This window comes from Marinobacter sp. NFXS9 (assembly GCF_040148665.1).
Taxonomy (GTDB): domain Bacteria; phylum Pseudomonadota; class Gammaproteobacteria; order Pseudomonadales; family Oleiphilaceae; genus Marinobacter_A; species Marinobacter_A mangrovi.
Genome location: NZ_JAGDDW010000002.1, coordinates 373,533 through 391,263 on the forward strand (window position 1 = coordinate 373,533; position 17,731 = coordinate 391,263).

Genomic DNA, 17,731 nt, shown 5'->3' on the forward strand with positions numbered 1-17,731 from the left:
TCGAGGCGCCCGGCATTGCGGCCGCCATTACCGTGCAAAAAAGTAGAGGTTTACGCGTGAGTCACGAGCAGATGAACGAGCACCTGTCCGCCTGGACTGAAAGAGAATCCATGGCGGAGGCGATGATTCCCCTGATCGGCCGCCTGTACCGCAAGAACAATGTCGTTACGTCCATTTACGGCAGAGCGATCATAAACCAGTCCGTGATCGGCATTCTCAAGGCTCACCGTTTTGTGCGTCAGGTTGAAGACAGCGAGCTGTCCGTCCACGACACCCTGCCGATCCTCGAAGCCCTGGACAAGCTGGAACTGGGCCGGGCCCACATCGACATCGGCAAGCTGGCCGTGCGCTTCAAGGAGCAGGGCGGCGACCGGTCTCTCGAACAGTTCCTGAAGGACGAAGTGGCGGAAGTAGTCGGCAAGTACGCTGCCGATTGCGACGAGAACGCCCACAACGAAACCAAGGACGTGGTCCTGTACGGTTTTGGTCGGATCGGTCGCCTGCTGGCCCGTATCCTGATCGAAAAAGCCGGTGGCGGTAACAACCTGCGCCTGCGTGCCATCGTCGTGCGTCAGGGTGGCGCTGAGAACGACCTGGAGAAGCGTGCCAGCCTGCTGCGCCGCGATTCCGTCCACGGCCCGTTCAATGGCACCATCACCGTGGATGAGGAAAACTGCGCGCTGATCGCCAACGGTAACTTCATCAAGGTGATCTACTCCGATGGCCCGGACAAGCTGGACTACACCGAGTACGGCATCAACAACGCCATTATCATCGACAACACCGGTAAATGGCGCGACGAGGAAGGCCTGGGGCTGCACCTCAAGTCCAAGGGCGCGAGCCGCGTGATCCTCACCGCGCCGGGCAAGGGAAACATCAAGAACATCGTCTACGGCATCAACAACGGCGATATTACGGCCGACGACCGCATCCTGTCTGCCGCGTCCTGCACCACCAATGCCATCACGCCGGTCCTGAAGGCGATTCACGACGAATTCGGCATCGTTGACGGCCACGTGGAGACCGTGCACTCCTACACCAACGACCAGAACCTGATCGATAACTACCACAAGGGCTCACGCCGTGGTCGCAGCGCGCCGCTGAACATGGTCATTACCGAAACCGGTGCTGCGAAAGCGGTTGCCAAAGCGCTGCCGGAACTCAAGGGCAAGCTGAGCGGTAATGCCATCCGCGTACCGACGCCGAACGTGTCCATGGCGATCCTGAACCTGAACCTGGATAAAGACGTCACCGTGGATTCCGCCAACGACTACCTGCGGGAAATGGCGCTGCACTCCGAACTGCAGAAGCAGATCGACTTCGTGAACTCGCCGGAGGTGGTGTCCACTGACTTTGTCGGCTCTCGTCACGCAGGTGTGGTTGACGCCCAGGCGACGATTGCCAGCGGTCGTCGCCTGATCCTTTACGTCTGGTACGACAACGAGTTCGGCTACAGCGCGCAGGTGGTGCGCTGTGTCAACCAGATGGCGGGTGTCACCTACCCGATCTTCCCGGCGCGGGTACGTTGAAGCCGCGGGAAGGACAGTTCTGACGGCGGCTTCGGTCAGCGCGTCAGGTCAAACGCCCCGATGTCGATAGGCATCGGGGCGTTTTTGTTTGTCTGGAAAGCGGGTTTGGTGTCTATGACACTTGTTGGCTATGGTAATAATTCGGAAGCTTCATAAACCACTGATTATATTGTTTCTACGCGTAAAGTAGAGGCCGCCCAGGTGGAAAATAGTCGTGTGACTCTCTATAATTGGCGCGATTTTGGGTACGTCTGGCTGTCTAAACTTCACTCCTCCAACAATCACCGGGACCCTTCCAGGTGCTTGATATCACTGGTCCGGGCGCTTCTCGCGTCATTTGCGGCGGATCCGGAGTTTTTTCCAGGCGTTACAAATCCATATTTTAAGTTTCTGATGATTGGACGGGGCTAAATGATCAAGATCAAAAAAGGCCTGGATCTTCCCATCAGTGGCGCTCCTGAACAGACGATTACCGACAGTAAGCCGGTGCGCAATGTGGCGTTGATCGGCTTTGACTACAACGGTATGAAGCCGACCATGGCGGTTCAGGAGGGGGATCGCGTGAAGCGCGGCTCGCTACTGTTTACGGATAAGAAGACCGAAGGCGTGCGCTATACTTCTCCGGCTGCTGGCGTGGTGAAGGAAGTCAACCGCGGCGAGCGTCGCGTTTTCCAGTCGGTCGTGATTGAGATCGACGGGGACGAGGCTGAAACCTTCGCGCGTTACGAGAGTTCGCAGCTGGGTTCGCTGGAACGCCAGCAGGTGGTCGACAACCTGGTGGAGTCGGGCCTCTGGACGCTGTTCCGCACCCGTCCTTACAGCAAGGTGCCCGAGATCGACAGCGCGCCTCACTCCATTTTCGTGTCCGTCATGGACACCAATCCGCTGGCTGCAGACCCGACGGTCATCATCAAGGACGATCCCGACGCCTTCGAGAACGGGCTGCGCATCATCAGCAAGCTGACCAATGGCAAGGTGTTCGTCTGCGGCAAGCCCGGTGCCGATGTGCCGGTGCCCAAAGACGACGCGTTCGAGGTCCAGCAGTTTGACGGCGTGCATCCGGCGGGCAACGTCGGTACCCATATTCATTTCCTCGATCCGATCGCAGGCGACAAGGTGGTCTGGTCCATCGGTTACCAGGACGTGATGGCGATCGCGCGCCTGTTCCAGACCGGCGAAGTCCCGACCGAGCGTGTCGTGGCCGTGGCTGGGCCCAAGGCCTCCAAGCCGCGTCTGCTGCGCACCCAGATCGGTGCGAGCCTGGACGAACTGCTGGCCGGTGAATACGACGCTACCGGCGAGGAACGTGTGATTTCCGGCTCCGTGTTCGGTGGTCGGACAGGCCGTGGTCCCTGCGCCTACCTGGGGCGTTTTGCCAACCAGATCACCATCCTGGAAGAGGGTGACAAGCGCGAGTTCATGGGCTGGCTGTCGCCGGGTACCCGCAAGTTCTCCACGCTGAACATCTATCTGTCGAAGCTCACCAGGGGTCGCCTGTTCGATTTCACGACGACGACCAACGGCAGTGAGCGTGCCATGGTCCCGGTAGGCTCCTATGAGGAAGTCATGCCGCTGGACATCCTGCCGACGCAGTTGCTGCGCTCGCTGATCGTGGGCGATACCGAGATGGCCCAGAAGCTGGGTTGCCTCGAGCTCGACGAAGAAGACCTGGCCCTGTGCACCTTCGTCTGTCCCGGCAAGTACGAGTACGGCCCCATCCTGCGTCAAAACCTGACCCGCATCGAGATCGAGGGCTAACGACATGGCATTGAAAGAGTTTCTCCACGGTATCGAGCACCACTTTGAAAAAGGTGGCAAGTACGAGCGCTGGTACGCGCTGTACGAAGCCGTCGACACCATTTTCTATACGCCGCCGTCGGTGACGTCCACAACGTCCCACGTGCGCGATGGTGTCGACCTGAAGCGCATCATGATCACGGTCTGGTTCTGTGTCTGGCCGGCCATGTTCTTCGGCATGTGGAACATCGGCTATCAGGCCAACACCTTCCTGGCGGGCAACCCCGACGCCATGATGGGCGACGGCGGCCTGCGTACGGCCTTTATCTCGGCGCTGGCCGGTAACGATCCCGGCTCCATCTGGGACAACCTGGTTTACGGTGCGGCTTACTTTATCCCGGTCTACTTCGTGACCTTCGTGGTCGGTGGGTTCTGGGAAGTGCTGTTTGCCACGGTTCGCCGCCATGAGGTGAACGAAGGCTTCTTCGTCACGTCGATCCTGTTTGCCCTGATCTGCCCGCCGACGATCCCGTTGTGGCAGGTGGCCCTGGGCATCACCTTCGGTGTGGTGATTGGCAAGGAAGTGTTCGGGGGTACCGGCAAGAACTTCCTGAACCCGGCCCTGACCGGTCGCGCTTTCCTTTACTTCGCCTACCCGGCGCAAATCTCCGGTGACACCGTGTGGACGGCTGTCGACGGCTTCTCCGGTGCGACGCCGCTGAGTCTGGCTGCCGCAGGCGGTATTGAAGCGGTTCAGCACTCCGTCTCCTGGATGTCGGCGTTCCTGGGCACCATCCAGGGCTCCATGGGCGAAACCTCCACGCTGGCCATCCTGATTGGCGGCGGCATCCTGCTGATCATGAAGATTGCCTCCTACCGCATTGTCGGTGGCGTCATGATTGGCATGATCGGTACGTCACTGCTGCTTAACGCCGTCGGTTCGGACACCAACCCGATGTTTGCGGTGCCGGCTCACTGGCACCTGGTGATGGGTGGTTTTGCTTTCGGCATGATGTTTATGGCGACAGATCCGGTCTCCTCGGCGATGACCAACACCGGCAAGTGGACCTTCGGGATCCTGGTCGGCCTGATGACCGTGCTCATCCGCGTGGTCAACCCGGCCTTCCCGGAAGGCATCATGCTCGCCATTCTGTTCGCTAACCTGTTTGCGCCGCTGATGGATCATTTCGTCGTGCAGGCCAACATCAAACGGAGGCTCGCCCGTGGCTAAAAAGAAGGAAACCGTTACCCGTACGGTTATCGTAGCCCTGGCGCTGTGTATCGTGTGTTCCGTCGTGGTGTCTTCCGCGGCGGTCCTGCTCAAGCCGGCCCAGGTGACGAACCGTAATCTCGATATGAAAACCAACATCCTTGCGGCCGCCGGCATGCTTGAGCCGGGCACTACGCCGCAGGAGATCGAAGAGCAGTTCCAGAAATTTGACGTGAAACTGGTTGATCTGGATTCTGGGACCTATGTCGACCCGTCGTCGTTGGGCCTGAAAGACCCGATGAAGTACGACCAGTACAAGGCGGCGTCTGACCCGGATATGTCCGAGTCGCTGTCCTCTTCAGAGGACATCGCCGGCATCAAGCGTCAGGCGGACATTGCCAAGGTGTTTGTGCTGAAAGAGGACGGCAAGCTCAAGCGTGTGGTGCTGCCGATCCATGGTTACGGCCTCTGGTCCACGCTGTATGGCTTCGTGTCGCTTGAGGGCGACGCCAACACCATCGAGGGCCTCGGCTTCTATCAGCAGGCGGAAACACCGGGACTCGGCGGCGAAGTCGATAATCCCAAGTGGAAAGCCCTGTGGGTAGGCAAGCAGGTCTACGGCCCGGATCTGGAAGAACCGCAGATCCAGTTGGTTAAAGGTGGGGTCGGTCCCAACGCCAAGGACAAGGAGCACAAAGTGGATGCCCTGTCCGGTGCGACGCTGACCAGCCGGGGTGTTCAGCACCTGGTGAATTTCTGGATGAGCGAGCGTGGTTTTGCGCCCTACCTCAAAAAGCTTCGTGAAGGGGAGGTCTGATCGTGGCGGAAGTGACTGCAAAAAAGGTTCTGTTCGAACCGATTTTCAATAACAACCCGATCGCCCTGCAGATCCTCGGTATCTGTTCGGCGCTGGCCGTAACGAGCAGCCTGAGCGTGACCATGGTCATGTGTATCTCGGTGATTGCCGTTACTGCTTTCTCCAACCTCTTTGTCTCCGTGGTGCGTTCGCAGATCCCGAACAGCATCCGGATCATTGTGCAAATGACCATCATCGCCTCGCTGGTTATCGTGGTGGACCAGATCCTGCGGGCCTACGCCTATGAGATCAGTAAGCAGCTGTCGGTCTTCGTCGGCCTGATCATCACCAACTGCATCGTGATGGGCCGCGCGGAAGGCTTTGCCATGCAGAACGGCCCCTGGCTCAGCTTCCTGGACGGGATCGGTAACGGCCTGGGCTATTCCGTGATGTTGATCGTACTGGCCTTTGTGCGCGAACTGCTGGGCTCCGGCTCACTGTTCGGCGTCACCATCCTGCCGGTCGTGAACGACGGTGGCTGGTACGTGCCGAATGGCCTGTTGTTGCTGCCGCCGAGCGCGTTCTTCATCATCGGCCTGTCGATCTGGGGGCTGCGTTCCTGGAAGAGTGACCAGGTGGAAGAGCCTGATTACCGTCTGTCCCGGCAAACCACCAAGGAGGCCTTCTGATGGAACACTATATCAGTCTGATCCTGAAGGCCGTCTTTGTTGAGAACATGGCGTTGGCCTTCTTCCTGGGGATGTGTACCTTCCTGGCGATCTCCAAGAAGATCGAAGCGGCCATCGGCCTGGGTATTGCGGTTGTGGCCGTGCTGACCCTGACCGTGCCGGTCAACAACCTGATCTACAACGACGTGTTACGTGAGGGTGCCTTGGCCTGGGCGGGTCTGCCGGACGTGGACCTGAGCTTCCTGGGGCTGCTGACCTACATCGGCGTGATCGCGGCGATTGTTCAGATCATGGAGATGATCCTCGACAAGTACATTCCGGCGCTGTATGCCGCGCTGGGCGTGTTCCTTCCGCTGATCACCGTTAACTGCGCCATCATGGGTGCCTCCCTGTTCATGGTCGAGCGGGATTACACCTTCGGCGAGAGTGTGGTTTACGGCTTTGGTGCCGGTCTGGGCTGGGCCCTGGCCATCGTGGCACTGGCCGGTATCCGTGAAAAACTGAAGTACAGCGACGTTCCCGAAGGTCTGCGTGGCCTGGGCATTACCTTTATTACGGTAGGCCTGATGTCACTGGGCTTCATGTCGTTTTCCGGTATTTCCCTGTAAATCACCCGGTAACGGATAACAAGGATTAAGGCGAGACCATGAATACTGAAATTATTCTCGGCGTGGTCATGTTTACCGTCATCGTGCTTGCACTGGTGGCGGTGATCCTGGCAGCACGGTCCAAGCTGGTGAGCACCGGCGACGTGACCATCGAGATCAACGATGATCCCGAACACACCCTGAAGACGGAAGCCGGCGGTAAGCTGCTCGGCACGCTGGCCGGCAACGGCATTTTCCTGTCCTCCGCCTGTGGCGGCGGTGGTACCTGTGCGCAGTGCAAGTGCAAGGTGTTCGACGGTGGCGGCTCCATGCTGCCGACCGAGAAGACGCACTTCACCAACCGCGAGGAACGTGAAGGCTGGCGTCTGTCCTGTCAGGTGCCGGTCAAGCAGGACATGAAGATCGAGGTGCCGGAAGAGTTCTTCGGCGTCAAGAAGTGGGAATGCGAAGTGGTGTCCAACCACAACGTGGCCACGTTCATCAAGGAGCTGGTCCTGAAGTTGCCGGAAGGCGAGGAAGTCGACTTCCGCGCTGGCGGCTACGTGCAGCTGGAATGTCCTCCGTACGAAATCGACTTCAAGAACTTCGACGTCGAGGAAGAGTTCCACGAGGACTGGGACAAGCACGACATCTGGCGCTATAAGGCGGTCAACAAGGAAGAGGTGGTTCGCGCCTACTCGATGGCCAACTACCCGGAAGAGAAGGGCGTTCTCAAGTTTAACATCCGGATCGCCACACCACCCCCGGGCTCCGATCATCCGCCGGGCCTGATGTCCACCTTCGTCTTCAATCTGAAGCCGGGTGACAAGGTCACGGTCTTCGGTCCCTTTGGTGAGTTCTTCGCGAAGAAGACCGATGCGGAGATGGTCTTCATCGGCGGCGGCGCCGGTATGGCACCGATGCGGTCGCACATCTTCGACCAGCTCAAACGCCTGAACACCGACCGGAAGATCAGCTTCTGGTACGGCGCCCGGAGTGTCCGCGAGATGTTCTACGTCGAGGACTTCGACCAGCTGGCCGAGGAAAACGACAACTTCGAGTGGCACGTGGCCCTTTCCGACGCTCTGCCGACAGACAACTGGGAAGGCCCGACGGGCTTTATCCATAACGTGCTGTACGAGAACTACCTCAAGGACCACCCCGCACCTGAGGATTGTGAGTACTACATGTGTGGGCCCCCCATCATGAACGCTTCGGTCATCAAGATGTTGAAAGACCTGGGCGTGGAAGACGAGAACATCATGCTGGACGACTTCGGGGGCTAAGTTCGCTGCATGAAATTCCGCATGATTTGGCCCGCCTTGGTGGCGCTGCTTTGCAGCGTCGCCCTGGCGGGCTGTTCGTTTAAGCCTGATAAAGAAGTCTGGGAACTCAGCGGTCCGGTCTTTGGTACCAGCTACCACATCAAGGTCGTCCTGAACGACGACAAGGATCGGCTCGAGCAATTGTCTGCCGGAATCAACAAGGTGCTGGATGGCGTGGATGCGTCCATGTCGACCTGGCGTGATGATTCCGAACTGTCGCGATTCAACGAGCAGGCGGACAAGAGTCAGTGGTTCCCGGTGTCCGACAATTTCTACGAAGTGCTGCAGGAATCCCACCGCGTCAGCGATCTGAGCAACGGTGCTTTCGATATTACGATTGGTCCGGTGGTCAACCTGTGGGGCTTTGGTCCCGAGGCACGGCCGGAAACTATTCCGGATGAGGATCTGCTGGCACAGCGCATGTCCGAAGTGGGCTATGACAAGCTGCAGATGCGGGATACGCCCAACAAGGCGATCCGCTCGGATTATCCGCTCTATCTGGACCTGTCGGCGATCGCCAAGGGTTACGGCGTCGACGCGGTCGGGCGCTATCTGGACAAGCAGGGCGTTGAAGCCTATCTGGTGGAAATCGGCGGCGAGGTGGATACCCGGGGCCGCAAGCCGGATGGGGATGTCTGGCGGCTGGCGATCGAGAAGCCGGTGTCCCAGACGCAGACGGTGCAACGCATCGTGGCCCTCGAAGACCTGGCCATGGCCACATCCGGTGACTATCGCAACTATTTCGAGGTGGATGGCCATCGCTATTCCCACACCATCGATCCGGCGACCGGACACCCGATCAGCCACAAGCTGGCCTCGGTTTCGGTAATTACCGACAACTGCATGAGCGCCGATGCCATGGCTACGGCGCTCAATGTGATGGGGCAGGACAAGGGCTACACGTTTGCAGTCAAGCACGACATCGCCGCATACTTTATCTATAGAGGCGATGACGGGTTCGAGACGAAGTACACCCCGGCTTTTTCCTCATACCTATTGGATTGACGGAGGTTGCGTCATGGGCACATTTCTACTGGTTCTGGTCATCTTCGGTATCCTCCTGGCCGGCATGTCCATCGGCGTCATCATGGGTCGCAAGCCGATCAGCGGTACCTGCGGTGGCCTCGGCGCCATGGGTATCGACGGTGCCTGCGAAATCTGCGGTGGCGACCGCAATAAGTGCGAAGAAGAGAACGAGCGTACCGCCGGTGCGGCTGGCAAGGCTGACGCATTGGCGTACGACGCGTCCGAGCAGCAATCCCGCTGACATCACCGTCCGGTAGCCTGACTGGCGCGGCCGAAAAGGCGCCAAGGGTTAGCCGGACGGATTCCCCGGGGCTGTTCGTCGGGTAGGGCGGTTGCGGACAGCGCCTGCAAGTGGTGTTTGTCCGTCTTTTCTTTGAGACGGGCTGCCCTGAGAATCATCATTCAGTATTCAGAGACACCGATCATTGCGGATCTTTGACGGTCATGGCTCGTTGAGCGGTGACAGTTGATGACGTGATGTGTGACGGTCTCTGTGAATTCATGGCGAATAGAAGGAGTCACTGCGGGTATGGCAGAACATCACTACGACGTCGTTGTCATCGGGGCCGGTCCATCCGGCGAAGGGGCAGCGATGAATGCGGCCAAGCACAGCAAGCGGGTTGCAATCGTCGAGGATAAGCCGACGGTCGGCGGTAACTGTACCCACTGGGGCACGATTCCTTCCAAAGCGCTGCGTCATGCGGTCAAGCAGATCATCACCTTCAACACCAATGTGATGTTCCGGGATATCGGCGAGCCGCGTTGGTTCTCCTTTCCGCGGGTCCTGCAGAATGCAGAAAAGGTGATGGGCAAGCAGGTCAAACTGCGCACCGAATTCTACGCCCGAAATCGCGTCGATCTGTTCAACGGCCGTGCCTCCTTCCTCGATGAGCATCGTATCGAGGTGCGTGGGGGCAAGGCAGAGGAAATCCTGAACGCCAAGTCAGTGGTCATCGCCACGGGCTCCCGTCCTTACCTGCCGCCCGACGTGAATTTCCGCCACCACCGGATTTACAACAGCGACTCCATTCTCAAGCTGTCCCATACACCGCGGACGCTGATCATCTACGGTGCAGGCGTAATCGGCAGCGAATACGCATCCATTTTCGCCGGCCTAGGCGTCAAGGTGGATCTGATCAATCCGGGCAATCGCCTGCTGACTTTCCTGGATGACGAGATTTCCGACGCGCTGAGTTATCACCTGCGCAATAACGGTGTCCTGGTTCGTCACAACGAGACGTACGAGTCGGTGGACGGGGATGACCACGGCGTGGTGCTGACGCTCAAGTCCGGCAAGAAGATTCGTGCGGACGCATTCCTGTGGTGTAACGGCCGGACCGGCAACACCGACAAACTGGCGCTGGAGAACATTGGTCTGGAACCCAACGGTCGTGGCCAGCTCTCGGTGGATGAGCATTACCGGACATCGATCCTCCATATCTACGCTGTAGGGGACGTGATTGGTTGGCCCAGCCTGGCCAGTGCGGCATACGATCAGGGACGTTCGGCGTCATCGGACCTGATGGGCGATGAGTATTTCCGGTTTGTCCGGGATGTGCCGACCGGGATTTACACGATTCCGGAGATCAGTTCCGTGGGGCCCACCGAGCGGGAGCTGACCGAAGCCAAGGTGCCTTACGATGTGGGGCAGGCGTTCTTCAAGGATTTGGCCCGGGCGCAGATTACCGGGGAAGCGGTGGGCATGCTCAAGATCCTGTTTCACCGGGAAACCCGTGAGATTCTCGGCATTCACTGCTTTGGTGACCAGGCGGCGGAAATCGTGCATATCGGCCAGGCCATCATGAACCAGAAAGGGGAGGCCAACTCCTTGAACTACTTCATCAATACCACCTTCAACTACCCGACCATGGCGGAAGCCTACCGGGTGGCGGCCCTGAATGGCCTGAACCGGATATTCTGATCCGGGGGCCGGCGGCAGATCTGTCGTCGGCCCTGTCTTTCCCGCCTTGTCGTTTCACCAAACAAAGTTAGCGATGCACCTACGTAGTGCTGCCTGCCAGCGTTTCCGGATCTTTCTCTGTCCGGTGTGGTAAACGATTGGCAAGAATGTTTGGCCGGTTTTCGAAATACACCAGAGTGCTGGTGGGGTAGTCGGTAATGATGCTGTCCACGCCCATTTTCTCCAGCTCCAGCATGTCGTGAATCCGGTTGACGGTCCACACCGACACGTGAAGTCCCGCCTTGTGGGCAGACTGGACCACCGCCTCCGAGCACAGGCGCGCACTCAGACACAGGTAGTCGCAACCCAGCCGCGTGGCGCTTTTCACGGGATTGGGAAAACGCTTATCGAAGACCAGGCCCGTGCGCAGCTTGCGGTCACGCCGCTTGGCTTCCCGCAGGAACCAGGTGTCGGATGATGTCAGCGCCGCCCGGTCGTACCAGTGATTTTTCTGGATCAGTTCGGCCAGCCGGTTGCACAGGATATTCATGCGCTGACGCTGATCGGTCTTCACCTCGAACTGCATGTGCCGGAAGTCCGGGCAGGTGTTCAACACGTCCTGCAAGCTTGGGACGCCACAGCTGTTCGGCCAGGGCGTGGTGTTCTTGCGGGCATCGAGTTTTTTCAGCGCCTCGGCGGTCATGTCGCCGACACGGCCGCTGACGCCGGTCGTACGGTCGGTGGTCGTGTCATGGATAACCACCGGCTCGCCGTTGGCAGACAGCAGGACGTCGAGTTCGAAGTGGCGGATGCCGTTGCCGTAGGCATGCCTGAAGCCGGGTAACGTGTTTTCGGGGGCTTCGCCCTTGGCGCCACGATGGCCGTAAATAATCATGTGTTCTTTTCCCCTGACAAATAGGCCGATTCCATTGCGGCCCGTCGTCCGCCTGTAGCAAGGAGACGGTTCACGCCTGGTAGAGAGTGCGGCGTTTTTTCCATAGCTCGTGACACTGGGCCACGTCTTCCAGATAAGCGGGCAATTCATCCATTACAAGCGCCTGAGGCCCGTCCACCAGCGCTTTTTCCGGTTTGGGGTGAAAGTCCACCAACACCATGTTGGCGCCGGCAATGACACCCTGTGCCGTCGCATGCATCACTTCGGGAATGCCGTCCGGTGCTCGATCACGGGTGCCCACCGAGTGGGACGGGTCGATGCAGACAGGCATCCGGGTCAGACGTTTCACCGTGGGCACATGGGCGAAGTCGACCATGTTGCGATGGGGCTGGCCCGCTTCCGTCTTCATGCCGCGCAGGCAGAAGATGACATTGGCGTTGCCCTCGCTGGCGAGATACTCCGCCGCGTTGAGCGACTCGTTGAGCGTGATCCCGAAGCCACGCTTGAGCAGGACCGGGTAGTCCTTCTGGCGGCCGATGGCCTTGAGCAGCTCGAAATTCTGGGTGTTGCGGGTGCCCACCTGCAACATGACGCCGGTCGGCCGCCCCAGCTTTTCGAGGCACTCGTCGATTTCCTCGATGTGGCTCTCATGGGTGATTTCCATGGCGATCACCCGGATACCGTGCTTGCCAGCGGTCTCGAACACATAGGGCAGGCAGCCTTTGCCATGCCCCTGGAACGAATAGGGGTTGGTGCGCGGCTTGTAGGCGCCCATCCGGGTGCAGGGCTGGTTGTGCTCGGCCAGCGCCCGCATCATGATCTCCACGTGCTCCGGGGTGTCCACGGCACACAGGCCGGCAAACACGTTCAGGTTATCCTGGTCGAAATGCACGCCGTTGTAGGTGAAACCGGTCTGGCGCCGGTCGTCCCGGTGTCGCCCAAGGATCCGGTAATCGTCAGAGATGCGGATCACCCGCTCTACGGCGGGCAGGGCCGCGATTTCGTCCTTATCCAGCGACTTGGTGTCGCCGAGCAGGTAGACTTCGGTCAGCTTCTGCTGGGCCCCCTGGATTTCGTGAACCCGTACGGAGACGCCCGGCAGGTTTTCCAGGAACTGCAGCGTGTGCCGGTAGGCGTCGCTGTCGAGTGGCGTGTCCGGGTGCAGGATGGCGAGCATGGCGACTCCTTCAGGATGACATGGCGATTTCAGCGCGGTGCCGGCATTCCATGTATTCGCGATGGTTCAGGTGCAGCAGCTCGGCCACACGCCGAATCATGTGTTCTTCGTATTTGTCGATGCGGCCGTCCGCAAAGGCGACGCGCCAGATGTTCTCGAGTATCTCGGCCTTGCCGGCCTGGTCCAGGTTGGCGTTGAGCTTTTCCGTGAACTCATAGAGTGACGTGGCGTCTTCGGCGTCGGCACGGGCGTTGGCCAGGATGGTGGTGGCCTCTTCCCGGGTGATGGACTGGGTGCGGATGGCGCAGTCGATGATGGTGTCCCTCTCGGACTGGTCTTCCGACTGGTCAACCCGTGACAGTTGGACCATCAGCGCGGTGGCGGCGATGGCCAACTGCCGGGGATCGTTTTGCTCCGGGATGGTGTTGTCTTCTCCGGAGAACAGCTTCTTCAGTACATCGATCATCTCAGGCTGCCTGGGCTATCTGCCGAACCCGTTGTTCCAGCTCAACCTGGTCGGCAGCGAATTTACGGATACCTTCGGCCAGTTTCTCCGTGGCCATGGCGTCTTCGTTCATCAGCCAGCGAAACGCGTTCTCGTCCAGGCTGATGCGTGACTCCACCTTACCTGTTGTCTCCGGTGACAGCCTACGCGGCAGTTCACCTGTGTCATTCTGCAGGGCCTCGAGCAGGGCCGGGCTGATGGTCAGCCGGTCACAGCCTGACAGATGCTCGATTTCACCGGTGTTACGGAAGCTCGCGCCCATCACGACGGTGTCGTAGCCATGACCCTTAAAGTAATTATAGATCCGGGAGACGGACAGGACGCCAGGATCTTCGTGCGGCTCGTAGCTGCTGCGGCCGGATTGCTTCAGATTCCAGTCCAGGATGCGGCCCACGAACGGGGAAATCAGGAATGCTCCGGCATCGGCGCAGGCGGCGGCCTGGGCGAAGGAGAAGAGCAGTGTCAGGTTGCAGCGGATGCCTTCCTTCTCCAGGATTTCTGCGGCGCGGATGCCTTCCCAGGTCGACGCGATCTTGATCAGCACGCGCTCGGTGGGCACGCCGATGCTGTTATACAGCTCGACCAGTCGGCGCGCCTTGCGAACCGTGCCTTCCGTGTCGAACGAGAGGCGGGCGTCCACTTCGGTGGAGACCACGCCGGGAATCAGCTCCAGGATCTTTTGACCGGCCAATACCGCCAGATAGTCCGTGGCCATGCCCAACTGCTCGGAATCGGAGCCGGACTGCCCCTGCGAGAAGTTGATGGCGGCATCAAGCATGGGCCGATAGGCCGGCAGATCGGCTGCCTTCAGCAGCAGGGACGGATTGGTGGTGGCATCCACCGGCCGCCACTGGGCAATCGCGTCCAGATCGCCGGTATCGGCAACGACGGTGGTCATGGTCTTGAGCTGTTCGAGTTTACTCATGGGTGCAAATCGTCCTGATGCGCGTGGATGGCGTGTAGACAACGGTGGCCGCCTGTCCTGCGGCCTACAGATCTACAATAGCGATCTGCCCACAAGGGAACAAGCGTTCTCCGCGCGCTTTACAGGGCTGTCATGAAAGGACGTGGGTCGACTCAGGCGGTGGCCGCTTCGACCACGGGCGACGTCTCGGGCACCTTGGCCATGGCCTGCTCGACAACCTCCAGGCCGGCGCCGCGTTGATGGGCGTTTTCGCTCAGGTGGCGGCGGAACTGGCGTCCGCCCTTGCAGCCGTGGAACAGCCCCATGATGTGGCGGCTGATGTGGGTCAGGAAGACACCGCGATCCAGCTCGGACTGGATGTAGGGCAGCATGGCGCGCAGTACGTCATGGCGCGATGCGTGGGGCGCTGCGGTGCCAAACAGCTCCGGGTCCACCTGCGCCAGCAGCCAGGGGTTCTGATAGGCCTCACGGCCCAGCATGACACCGTCCACGTGCTGCAGGTGTTCGTGGCAGGCGTCCATCGTCTTGATACCGCCGTTGATGATGATTTCGAGCTGGGGGTAGCGCTGCTTGAGCGCGTAGATCCAGTCGTACTTGAGCGGCGGAATGTCCCGGTTTTCCTTGGGGCTCAGGCCTTCCAGGATGGCGATACGGGCGTGTGCGATAAACGTTTCACAACCCGCCTCGGCGACGGTTTCGACGAATTCACAGAGTTCATCGAACGATTCGCGGCCATCGATGCCGATCCGGTGTTTGACCGTGACCGGAAGGTTCGTCGCTTCGCGCATGGCGGCCACGCCGTCGGCAACCACCTGGGGGTGGCCCATCAGGCAGGCGCCGATCATGTTGTTCTGCACCCGGTCGCTGGGGCAGCCGACGTTCAGGTTGACCTCATCGAAGCCGTAATCTTCCGCCAGGCGGGCGCAGGTAGCCAGCTCCCCGGGGTTGCTGCCGCCCAGTTGCAGGGCCAGCGGATATTCCGCCTCGTCGTGACGCAGGAAGCGGGCCGTGTCCCCGTGAATCAGTGCGCCGGTGGTCACCATCTCGGTATAGAGCAGGGTGTGGCGCGAGATCAGCCGGGCAAAGTAACGGTACGCGGCGGTCGTCCAGTCCATCATGGGCGCCACGCTGAAGCGGCGACTCAGCGGCGCTGGCGTCGTCAGGGTGTGGCTGCTTGTGGTCTGGATGGCTGACATGAAATCGACCTGTGCCGGTTGGGGTTGCTTCGGGCGCCGGATTATACCGTGTTGGCGCGCTAATCAAAATTCCGCCAATCGCCAATGGGCGTTGACCCCTTTCTGTACGTCGAACTGGTAAGCTCTGGATTTCAATGGGTTGGGCGTGAGTGCCCCTGCGATGAACAAGGAGCAACGTCGGTGGATGTACTGATTCAGGCCCTGGTGCCGGTGTTTGGTCTGATTCTGTTGGGCCAGTTCCTGCGCCGGATACAGTTCCCCGGCGACGGCTTCTGGCCGATGGCCGAGCGCTTTACCTATTACGTGCTGTTCCCGCCCATGCTGCTGTACAAGCTTGGCAGCGCCCATATTCCGGCGTCGGCCTACGGCGATGTGGCCCTGATCGTCGTGGGCATGGGGCTGTCTATGACGCTGATCCTGGCGGTGATCCAGTGGTTTACCCGCTGGCCGGGGCCGGTCTTCAGCTCTGTCTACCAGGGGGCGATCCGGTTCAACACGTTTGTCGGGTTGGCCTCCGCGGGCCTGTTGATGGGGGACGATGGCCTGTCGCTGTTTGCTGTCGCGGTGGCCATCAATGTGCCCATGCTGAATCTGCTCTGCATCCTGATGTTTTCGGTGGTTGTCGGGCAGGGCCGGCCAAAACTGGCTTCAGTGTTCCGCACGATCGTCACCAATCCGTTGATCATCGGGTCCGTGTCGGGAGCCTTGTGGGGCTACCTGGGGATTGGCTTCCATCCCGTGTTTGCGCGCTTCCTGGAGCCGTTGAGCAGCATGGGGTTGCCGTTGGGGCTGTTGACGGTGGGTGCCGGCCTGCAACTGAAGGGGATGCGCAGTGCGTCCATGCCATTCCTGGTGTCGACGGCGTTGAAGCTGGTGGCGTTTCCCTTTATTGCCGCCGGCCTGGCCTGGCTGGTCGGTGTCGAGGGCCTGCTGCTGCAGGTCGTGGTGTTGTTGGCGGCGCTGCCGACGGCCTCGTCCGCCTATATCCTGGCGCGCCAACTGGGTGGCGATGCCACCCTGATGGCGGGGATCATCAGTGGCCAGACGCTGCTGGCCATCTTCATCATGCCCTTAACGCTGGGCCTTCTCGGGTAGGCAGGAGAGCACCGAATCGGCCAGCGCCTGCTGGAAGTTCAGGTAGCCGTCCTGCGTCACAGGGACGTCAGAGCCCAGTGGATCCCAGGTGGTGATGGTGACATCCACATTCTGGGTCAGCCCGTGCCACCAGTCCCGGTTGAATTGGGGCTCGGTAAGCAGGCAGGGGGTGTCAGCGGCCGCCAGCTTTTCCTGGACCTCGCTCAGATGCCGGGCCCCCGGCGTTTGCTCCGGGGTGATGGTCAGGGCTTCTGCGACGTGTAGCCCATAGTGCTCGGCAAAGCGTCGGAAGGCGTCGTGGTAGGTAAACAGGTCCACGCGATCCATGTCCGACAGCTGCGACTTGAGGTCGGCGTCTTTCTGCTTTAAGGCCTGCTCGAAGGCGCTCAGGCGCTGGTTGATGGTCTCGGCATCGTCCGGGTCGATCGCGGTCAGACGGTCGCGAATGGTTTCGGCCATTGTGGCCGCGATGGTGGGGTCGAGCCAGATATGCGGATCAACGCCGCCATGGTGATGATGCCCGTGCTCAACTTCATGCTCATGTTCATGTTCATGTTCGTCGTGGTCGCCGTCCTGTTCGTCGTCTTCGTGCAGGTGTTCGTGAGTGGCTTCGGCGATCTTTGGAGGCGTTAACGCCTGGACCCGGGGCGCGAGGGCCGGGTCGCTCATCAACTTTTCCAGGAAGGTTTCCATCTGCGGTCCGACCCACAGGATCAGATCGGCATTGGCCAGCGCACGACGATCAGAAGGTCGTAGTTGATAGGTGTGCGGGCTGGCGCCGGCCGGAACCAGCGTGGTGATTTCAATGTTGTCCGGAGCAACGGCCCGGGTCAGCAGGCTCAGCGGATGGATGGTGGTGACGACACGCAGCGTATCAGCGGCGTGCGCGACCATTGGCTGAATGGCCAGTCCCAGTGTCAGGGCGCTGGCAAACAGGGTTTTGGAGTGGCGCATGGCGTAGTGTCCATTCGGTGAATTTTATGCAATGTTATAATGTAACAATTCGGCTGTAAACGGCTTTGTGGGTTCGGGACAGCAAGAGCACGACCCCGCCATGCGTCTGCCGCGACTTGGCGCTATAATGCGCGACCTGAATTCATTCAAGCCGGGCGCTGTTTCCATCAGTGTCTGGCAGGTCC

17 protein-coding genes are annotated in these 17,731 nt (G+C 59.9%); 11 read left to right on the top strand and 6 right to left on the bottom strand.

Features of this window, described 5'->3' with window-relative positions:
* Positions 1-71 precede the first annotated feature (71 nt).
* The 10 genes from J3364_RS05325 (at position 72) to sthA (ending at position 10,820) form a co-directional block, all read left to right on the top strand.
* The gene (locus J3364_RS05325) at positions 72-1,529 is read left to right on the top strand and encodes a glyceraldehyde-3-phosphate dehydrogenase (protein WP_349557467.1); all 1,458 of its coding nucleotides are present in this window, start codon (positions 72-74) and stop codon (positions 1,527-1,529) included.
* Positions 1,530-1,940: 411 nt separating this feature from the next.
* Positions 1,941-3,287 carry a Na(+)-translocating NADH-quinone reductase subunit A gene (locus J3364_RS05330; RefSeq protein WP_349557339.1) on the top strand — a complete coding sequence of 449 codons (1,347 nt, stop codon included), beginning with the start codon at positions 1,941-1,943 and terminating at the stop codon, positions 3,285-3,287.
* 4 nt (positions 3,288-3,291) lie between these two features.
* Positions 3,292-4,497, top strand: coding sequence for an NADH:ubiquinone reductase (Na(+)-transporting) subunit B (locus tag J3364_RS05335; protein ID WP_349557341.1), 1,206 nt, complete (start codon positions 3,292-3,294; stop codon positions 4,495-4,497).
* Positions 4,490-5,293, top strand: a complete 804-nt coding sequence (locus J3364_RS05340; RefSeq protein ID WP_123633285.1) for a Na(+)-translocating NADH-quinone reductase subunit C — start codon at positions 4,490-4,492, stop codon at positions 5,291-5,293. The genes J3364_RS05335 and J3364_RS05340 overlap by 8 nt, the downstream gene beginning before the upstream one ends.
* A 2-nt stretch (positions 5,294-5,295) precedes the next feature.
* Positions 5,296-5,961, top strand: coding sequence for an NADH:ubiquinone reductase (Na(+)-transporting) subunit D (locus J3364_RS05345; protein ID WP_123633286.1), 666 nt, complete (start codon positions 5,296-5,298; stop codon positions 5,959-5,961).
* Positions 5,961-6,569: an NADH:ubiquinone reductase (Na(+)-transporting) subunit E gene (nqrE, locus tag J3364_RS05350; protein WP_123633287.1), complete on the top strand. Its 609-nt coding sequence runs from the start codon at positions 5,961-5,963 to the stop codon at positions 6,567-6,569. The genes J3364_RS05345 and nqrE overlap by 1 nt, the downstream gene beginning before the upstream one ends.
* 38 nt (positions 6,570-6,607) lie before the next feature.
* Complete coding sequence (nqrF, locus tag J3364_RS05355) at positions 6,608-7,834, top strand: NADH:ubiquinone reductase (Na(+)-transporting) subunit F (RefSeq protein WP_123633288.1); 1,227 nt, start codon at positions 6,608-6,610, stop codon at positions 7,832-7,834.
* A gap of 21 nt (positions 7,835-7,855) precedes the next feature.
* Complete coding sequence (locus J3364_RS05360) at positions 7,856-8,878, top strand: FAD:protein FMN transferase (RefSeq protein ID WP_349557344.1); 1,023 nt, start codon at positions 7,856-7,858, stop codon at positions 8,876-8,878.
* A 13-nt stretch (positions 8,879-8,891) separates the two neighbouring features.
* A complete protein-coding gene (nqrM, locus tag J3364_RS05365; RefSeq protein WP_349557346.1) occupies positions 8,892-9,140 on the top strand; it encodes a (Na+)-NQR maturation NqrM in 249 nt (82 codons plus the stop codon).
* Positions 9,141-9,428: 288 nt separating this feature from the next.
* Entirely contained in the window at positions 9,429-10,820 is a 1,392-nt protein-coding gene (sthA, locus tag J3364_RS05370; RefSeq protein ID WP_349557348.1) for a Si-specific NAD(P)(+) transhydrogenase, read from the top strand.
* Between the two features lie 79 nt (positions 10,821-10,899).
* Here the strand turns inward: sthA and J3364_RS05375 are convergent, their stop codons facing one another.
* The 5 genes from J3364_RS05375 to dusA form a co-directional block, all read right to left on the bottom strand.
* On the bottom strand, positions 10,900-11,694 hold the full coding sequence (locus tag J3364_RS05375; RefSeq protein ID WP_203140680.1) for a glycerophosphodiester phosphodiesterase: 795 nt from the start codon (positions 11,692-11,694) through the stop codon (positions 10,900-10,902).
* 70 nt (positions 11,695-11,764) lie between these two features.
* A complete protein-coding gene (locus J3364_RS05380) occupies positions 11,765-12,871 on the bottom strand; it encodes a 3-deoxy-7-phosphoheptulonate synthase (protein WP_349557350.1) in 1,107 nt (368 codons plus the stop codon).
* Positions 12,872-12,881: 10 nt separating this feature from the next.
* Positions 12,882-13,337 (bottom strand): tellurite resistance TerB family protein, encoded by a 456-nt coding sequence (locus J3364_RS05385; protein WP_349557352.1) that lies wholly within the window; start codon positions 13,335-13,337, stop codon positions 12,882-12,884.
* Position 13,338: 1 nt separating this feature from the next.
* Positions 13,339-14,301 carry a transaldolase gene (gene tal, locus J3364_RS05390; RefSeq protein WP_349557354.1) on the bottom strand — a complete coding sequence of 321 codons (963 nt, stop codon included), beginning with the start codon at positions 14,299-14,301 and terminating at the stop codon, positions 13,339-13,341.
* A 152-nt stretch (positions 14,302-14,453) separates the two neighbouring features.
* On the bottom strand, positions 14,454-15,497 hold the full coding sequence (dusA, locus tag J3364_RS05395; RefSeq protein WP_349557356.1) for a tRNA dihydrouridine(20/20a) synthase DusA: 1,044 nt from the start codon (positions 15,495-15,497) through the stop codon (positions 14,454-14,456).
* 180 nt (positions 15,498-15,677) lie between these two features.
* Between dusA and J3364_RS05400 the strand changes: the two genes are divergently transcribed.
* Positions 15,678-16,592 (top strand): AEC family transporter, encoded by a 915-nt coding sequence (locus tag J3364_RS05400; RefSeq protein ID WP_349557358.1) that lies wholly within the window; start codon positions 15,678-15,680, stop codon positions 16,590-16,592.
* On the opposite strand, the gene J3364_RS05405 is transcribed toward J3364_RS05400, so the two are convergent.
* A complete protein-coding gene (locus J3364_RS05405) occupies positions 16,569-17,546 on the bottom strand; it encodes a zinc ABC transporter substrate-binding protein (protein WP_349557360.1) in 978 nt (325 codons plus the stop codon). The genes J3364_RS05400 and J3364_RS05405 overlap by 24 nt on opposite strands.
* Between the last annotated feature and the right edge of the window lie 185 nt (positions 17,547-17,731).

Excerpts from the sequence above, each read along its gene's own strand:
- J3364_RS05325 (WP_349557467.1), top strand. The coding sequence starts at position 72 with ATGAACGAGCACCTGTCCGCCTGGACTGAAAGAGAATCCATGGCGGAG.
- J3364_RS05330 (WP_349557339.1), top strand. The coding sequence starts at position 1,941 with ATGATCAAGATCAAAAAAGGCCTGGATCTTCCCATCAGTGGCGCTCCT.
- J3364_RS05335 (WP_349557341.1), top strand. The coding sequence starts at position 3,292 with ATGGCATTGAAAGAGTTTCTCCACGGTATCGAGCACCACTTTGAAAAA.
- nqrE (WP_123633287.1), top strand. The coding sequence starts at position 5,961 with ATGGAACACTATATCAGTCTGATCCTGAAGGCCGTCTTTGTTGAGAAC.
- nqrF (WP_123633288.1), top strand. The coding sequence starts at position 6,608 with ATGAATACTGAAATTATTCTCGGCGTGGTCATGTTTACCGTCATCGTG.
- J3364_RS05360 (WP_349557344.1), top strand. The coding sequence starts at position 7,856 with ATGATTTGGCCCGCCTTGGTGGCGCTGCTTTGCAGCGTCGCCCTGGCG.
- nqrM (WP_349557346.1), top strand. The coding sequence starts at position 8,892 with ATGGGCACATTTCTACTGGTTCTGGTCATCTTCGGTATCCTCCTGGCC.
- sthA (WP_349557348.1), top strand. The coding sequence starts at position 9,429 with ATGGCAGAACATCACTACGACGTCGTTGTCATCGGGGCCGGTCCATCC.
- J3364_RS05375 (WP_203140680.1), bottom strand. The coding sequence starts at position 11,694 with ATGATTATTTACGGCCATCGTGGCGCCAAGGGCGAAGCCCCCGAAAAC.
- J3364_RS05380 (WP_349557350.1), bottom strand. The coding sequence starts at position 12,871 with ATGCTCGCCATCCTGCACCCGGACACGCCACTCGACAGCGACGCCTAC.
- J3364_RS05385 (WP_349557352.1), bottom strand. The coding sequence starts at position 13,337 with ATGATCGATGTACTGAAGAAGCTGTTCTCCGGAGAAGACAACACCATC.
- tal (WP_349557354.1), bottom strand. The coding sequence starts at position 14,301 with ATGAGTAAACTCGAACAGCTCAAGACCATGACCACCGTCGTTGCCGAT.
- dusA (WP_349557356.1), bottom strand. The coding sequence starts at position 15,497 with ATGTCAGCCATCCAGACCACAAGCAGCCACACCCTGACGACGCCAGCG.
- J3364_RS05405 (WP_349557360.1), bottom strand. The coding sequence starts at position 17,546 with ATGCGCCACTCCAAAACCCTGTTTGCCAGCGCCCTGACACTGGGACTG.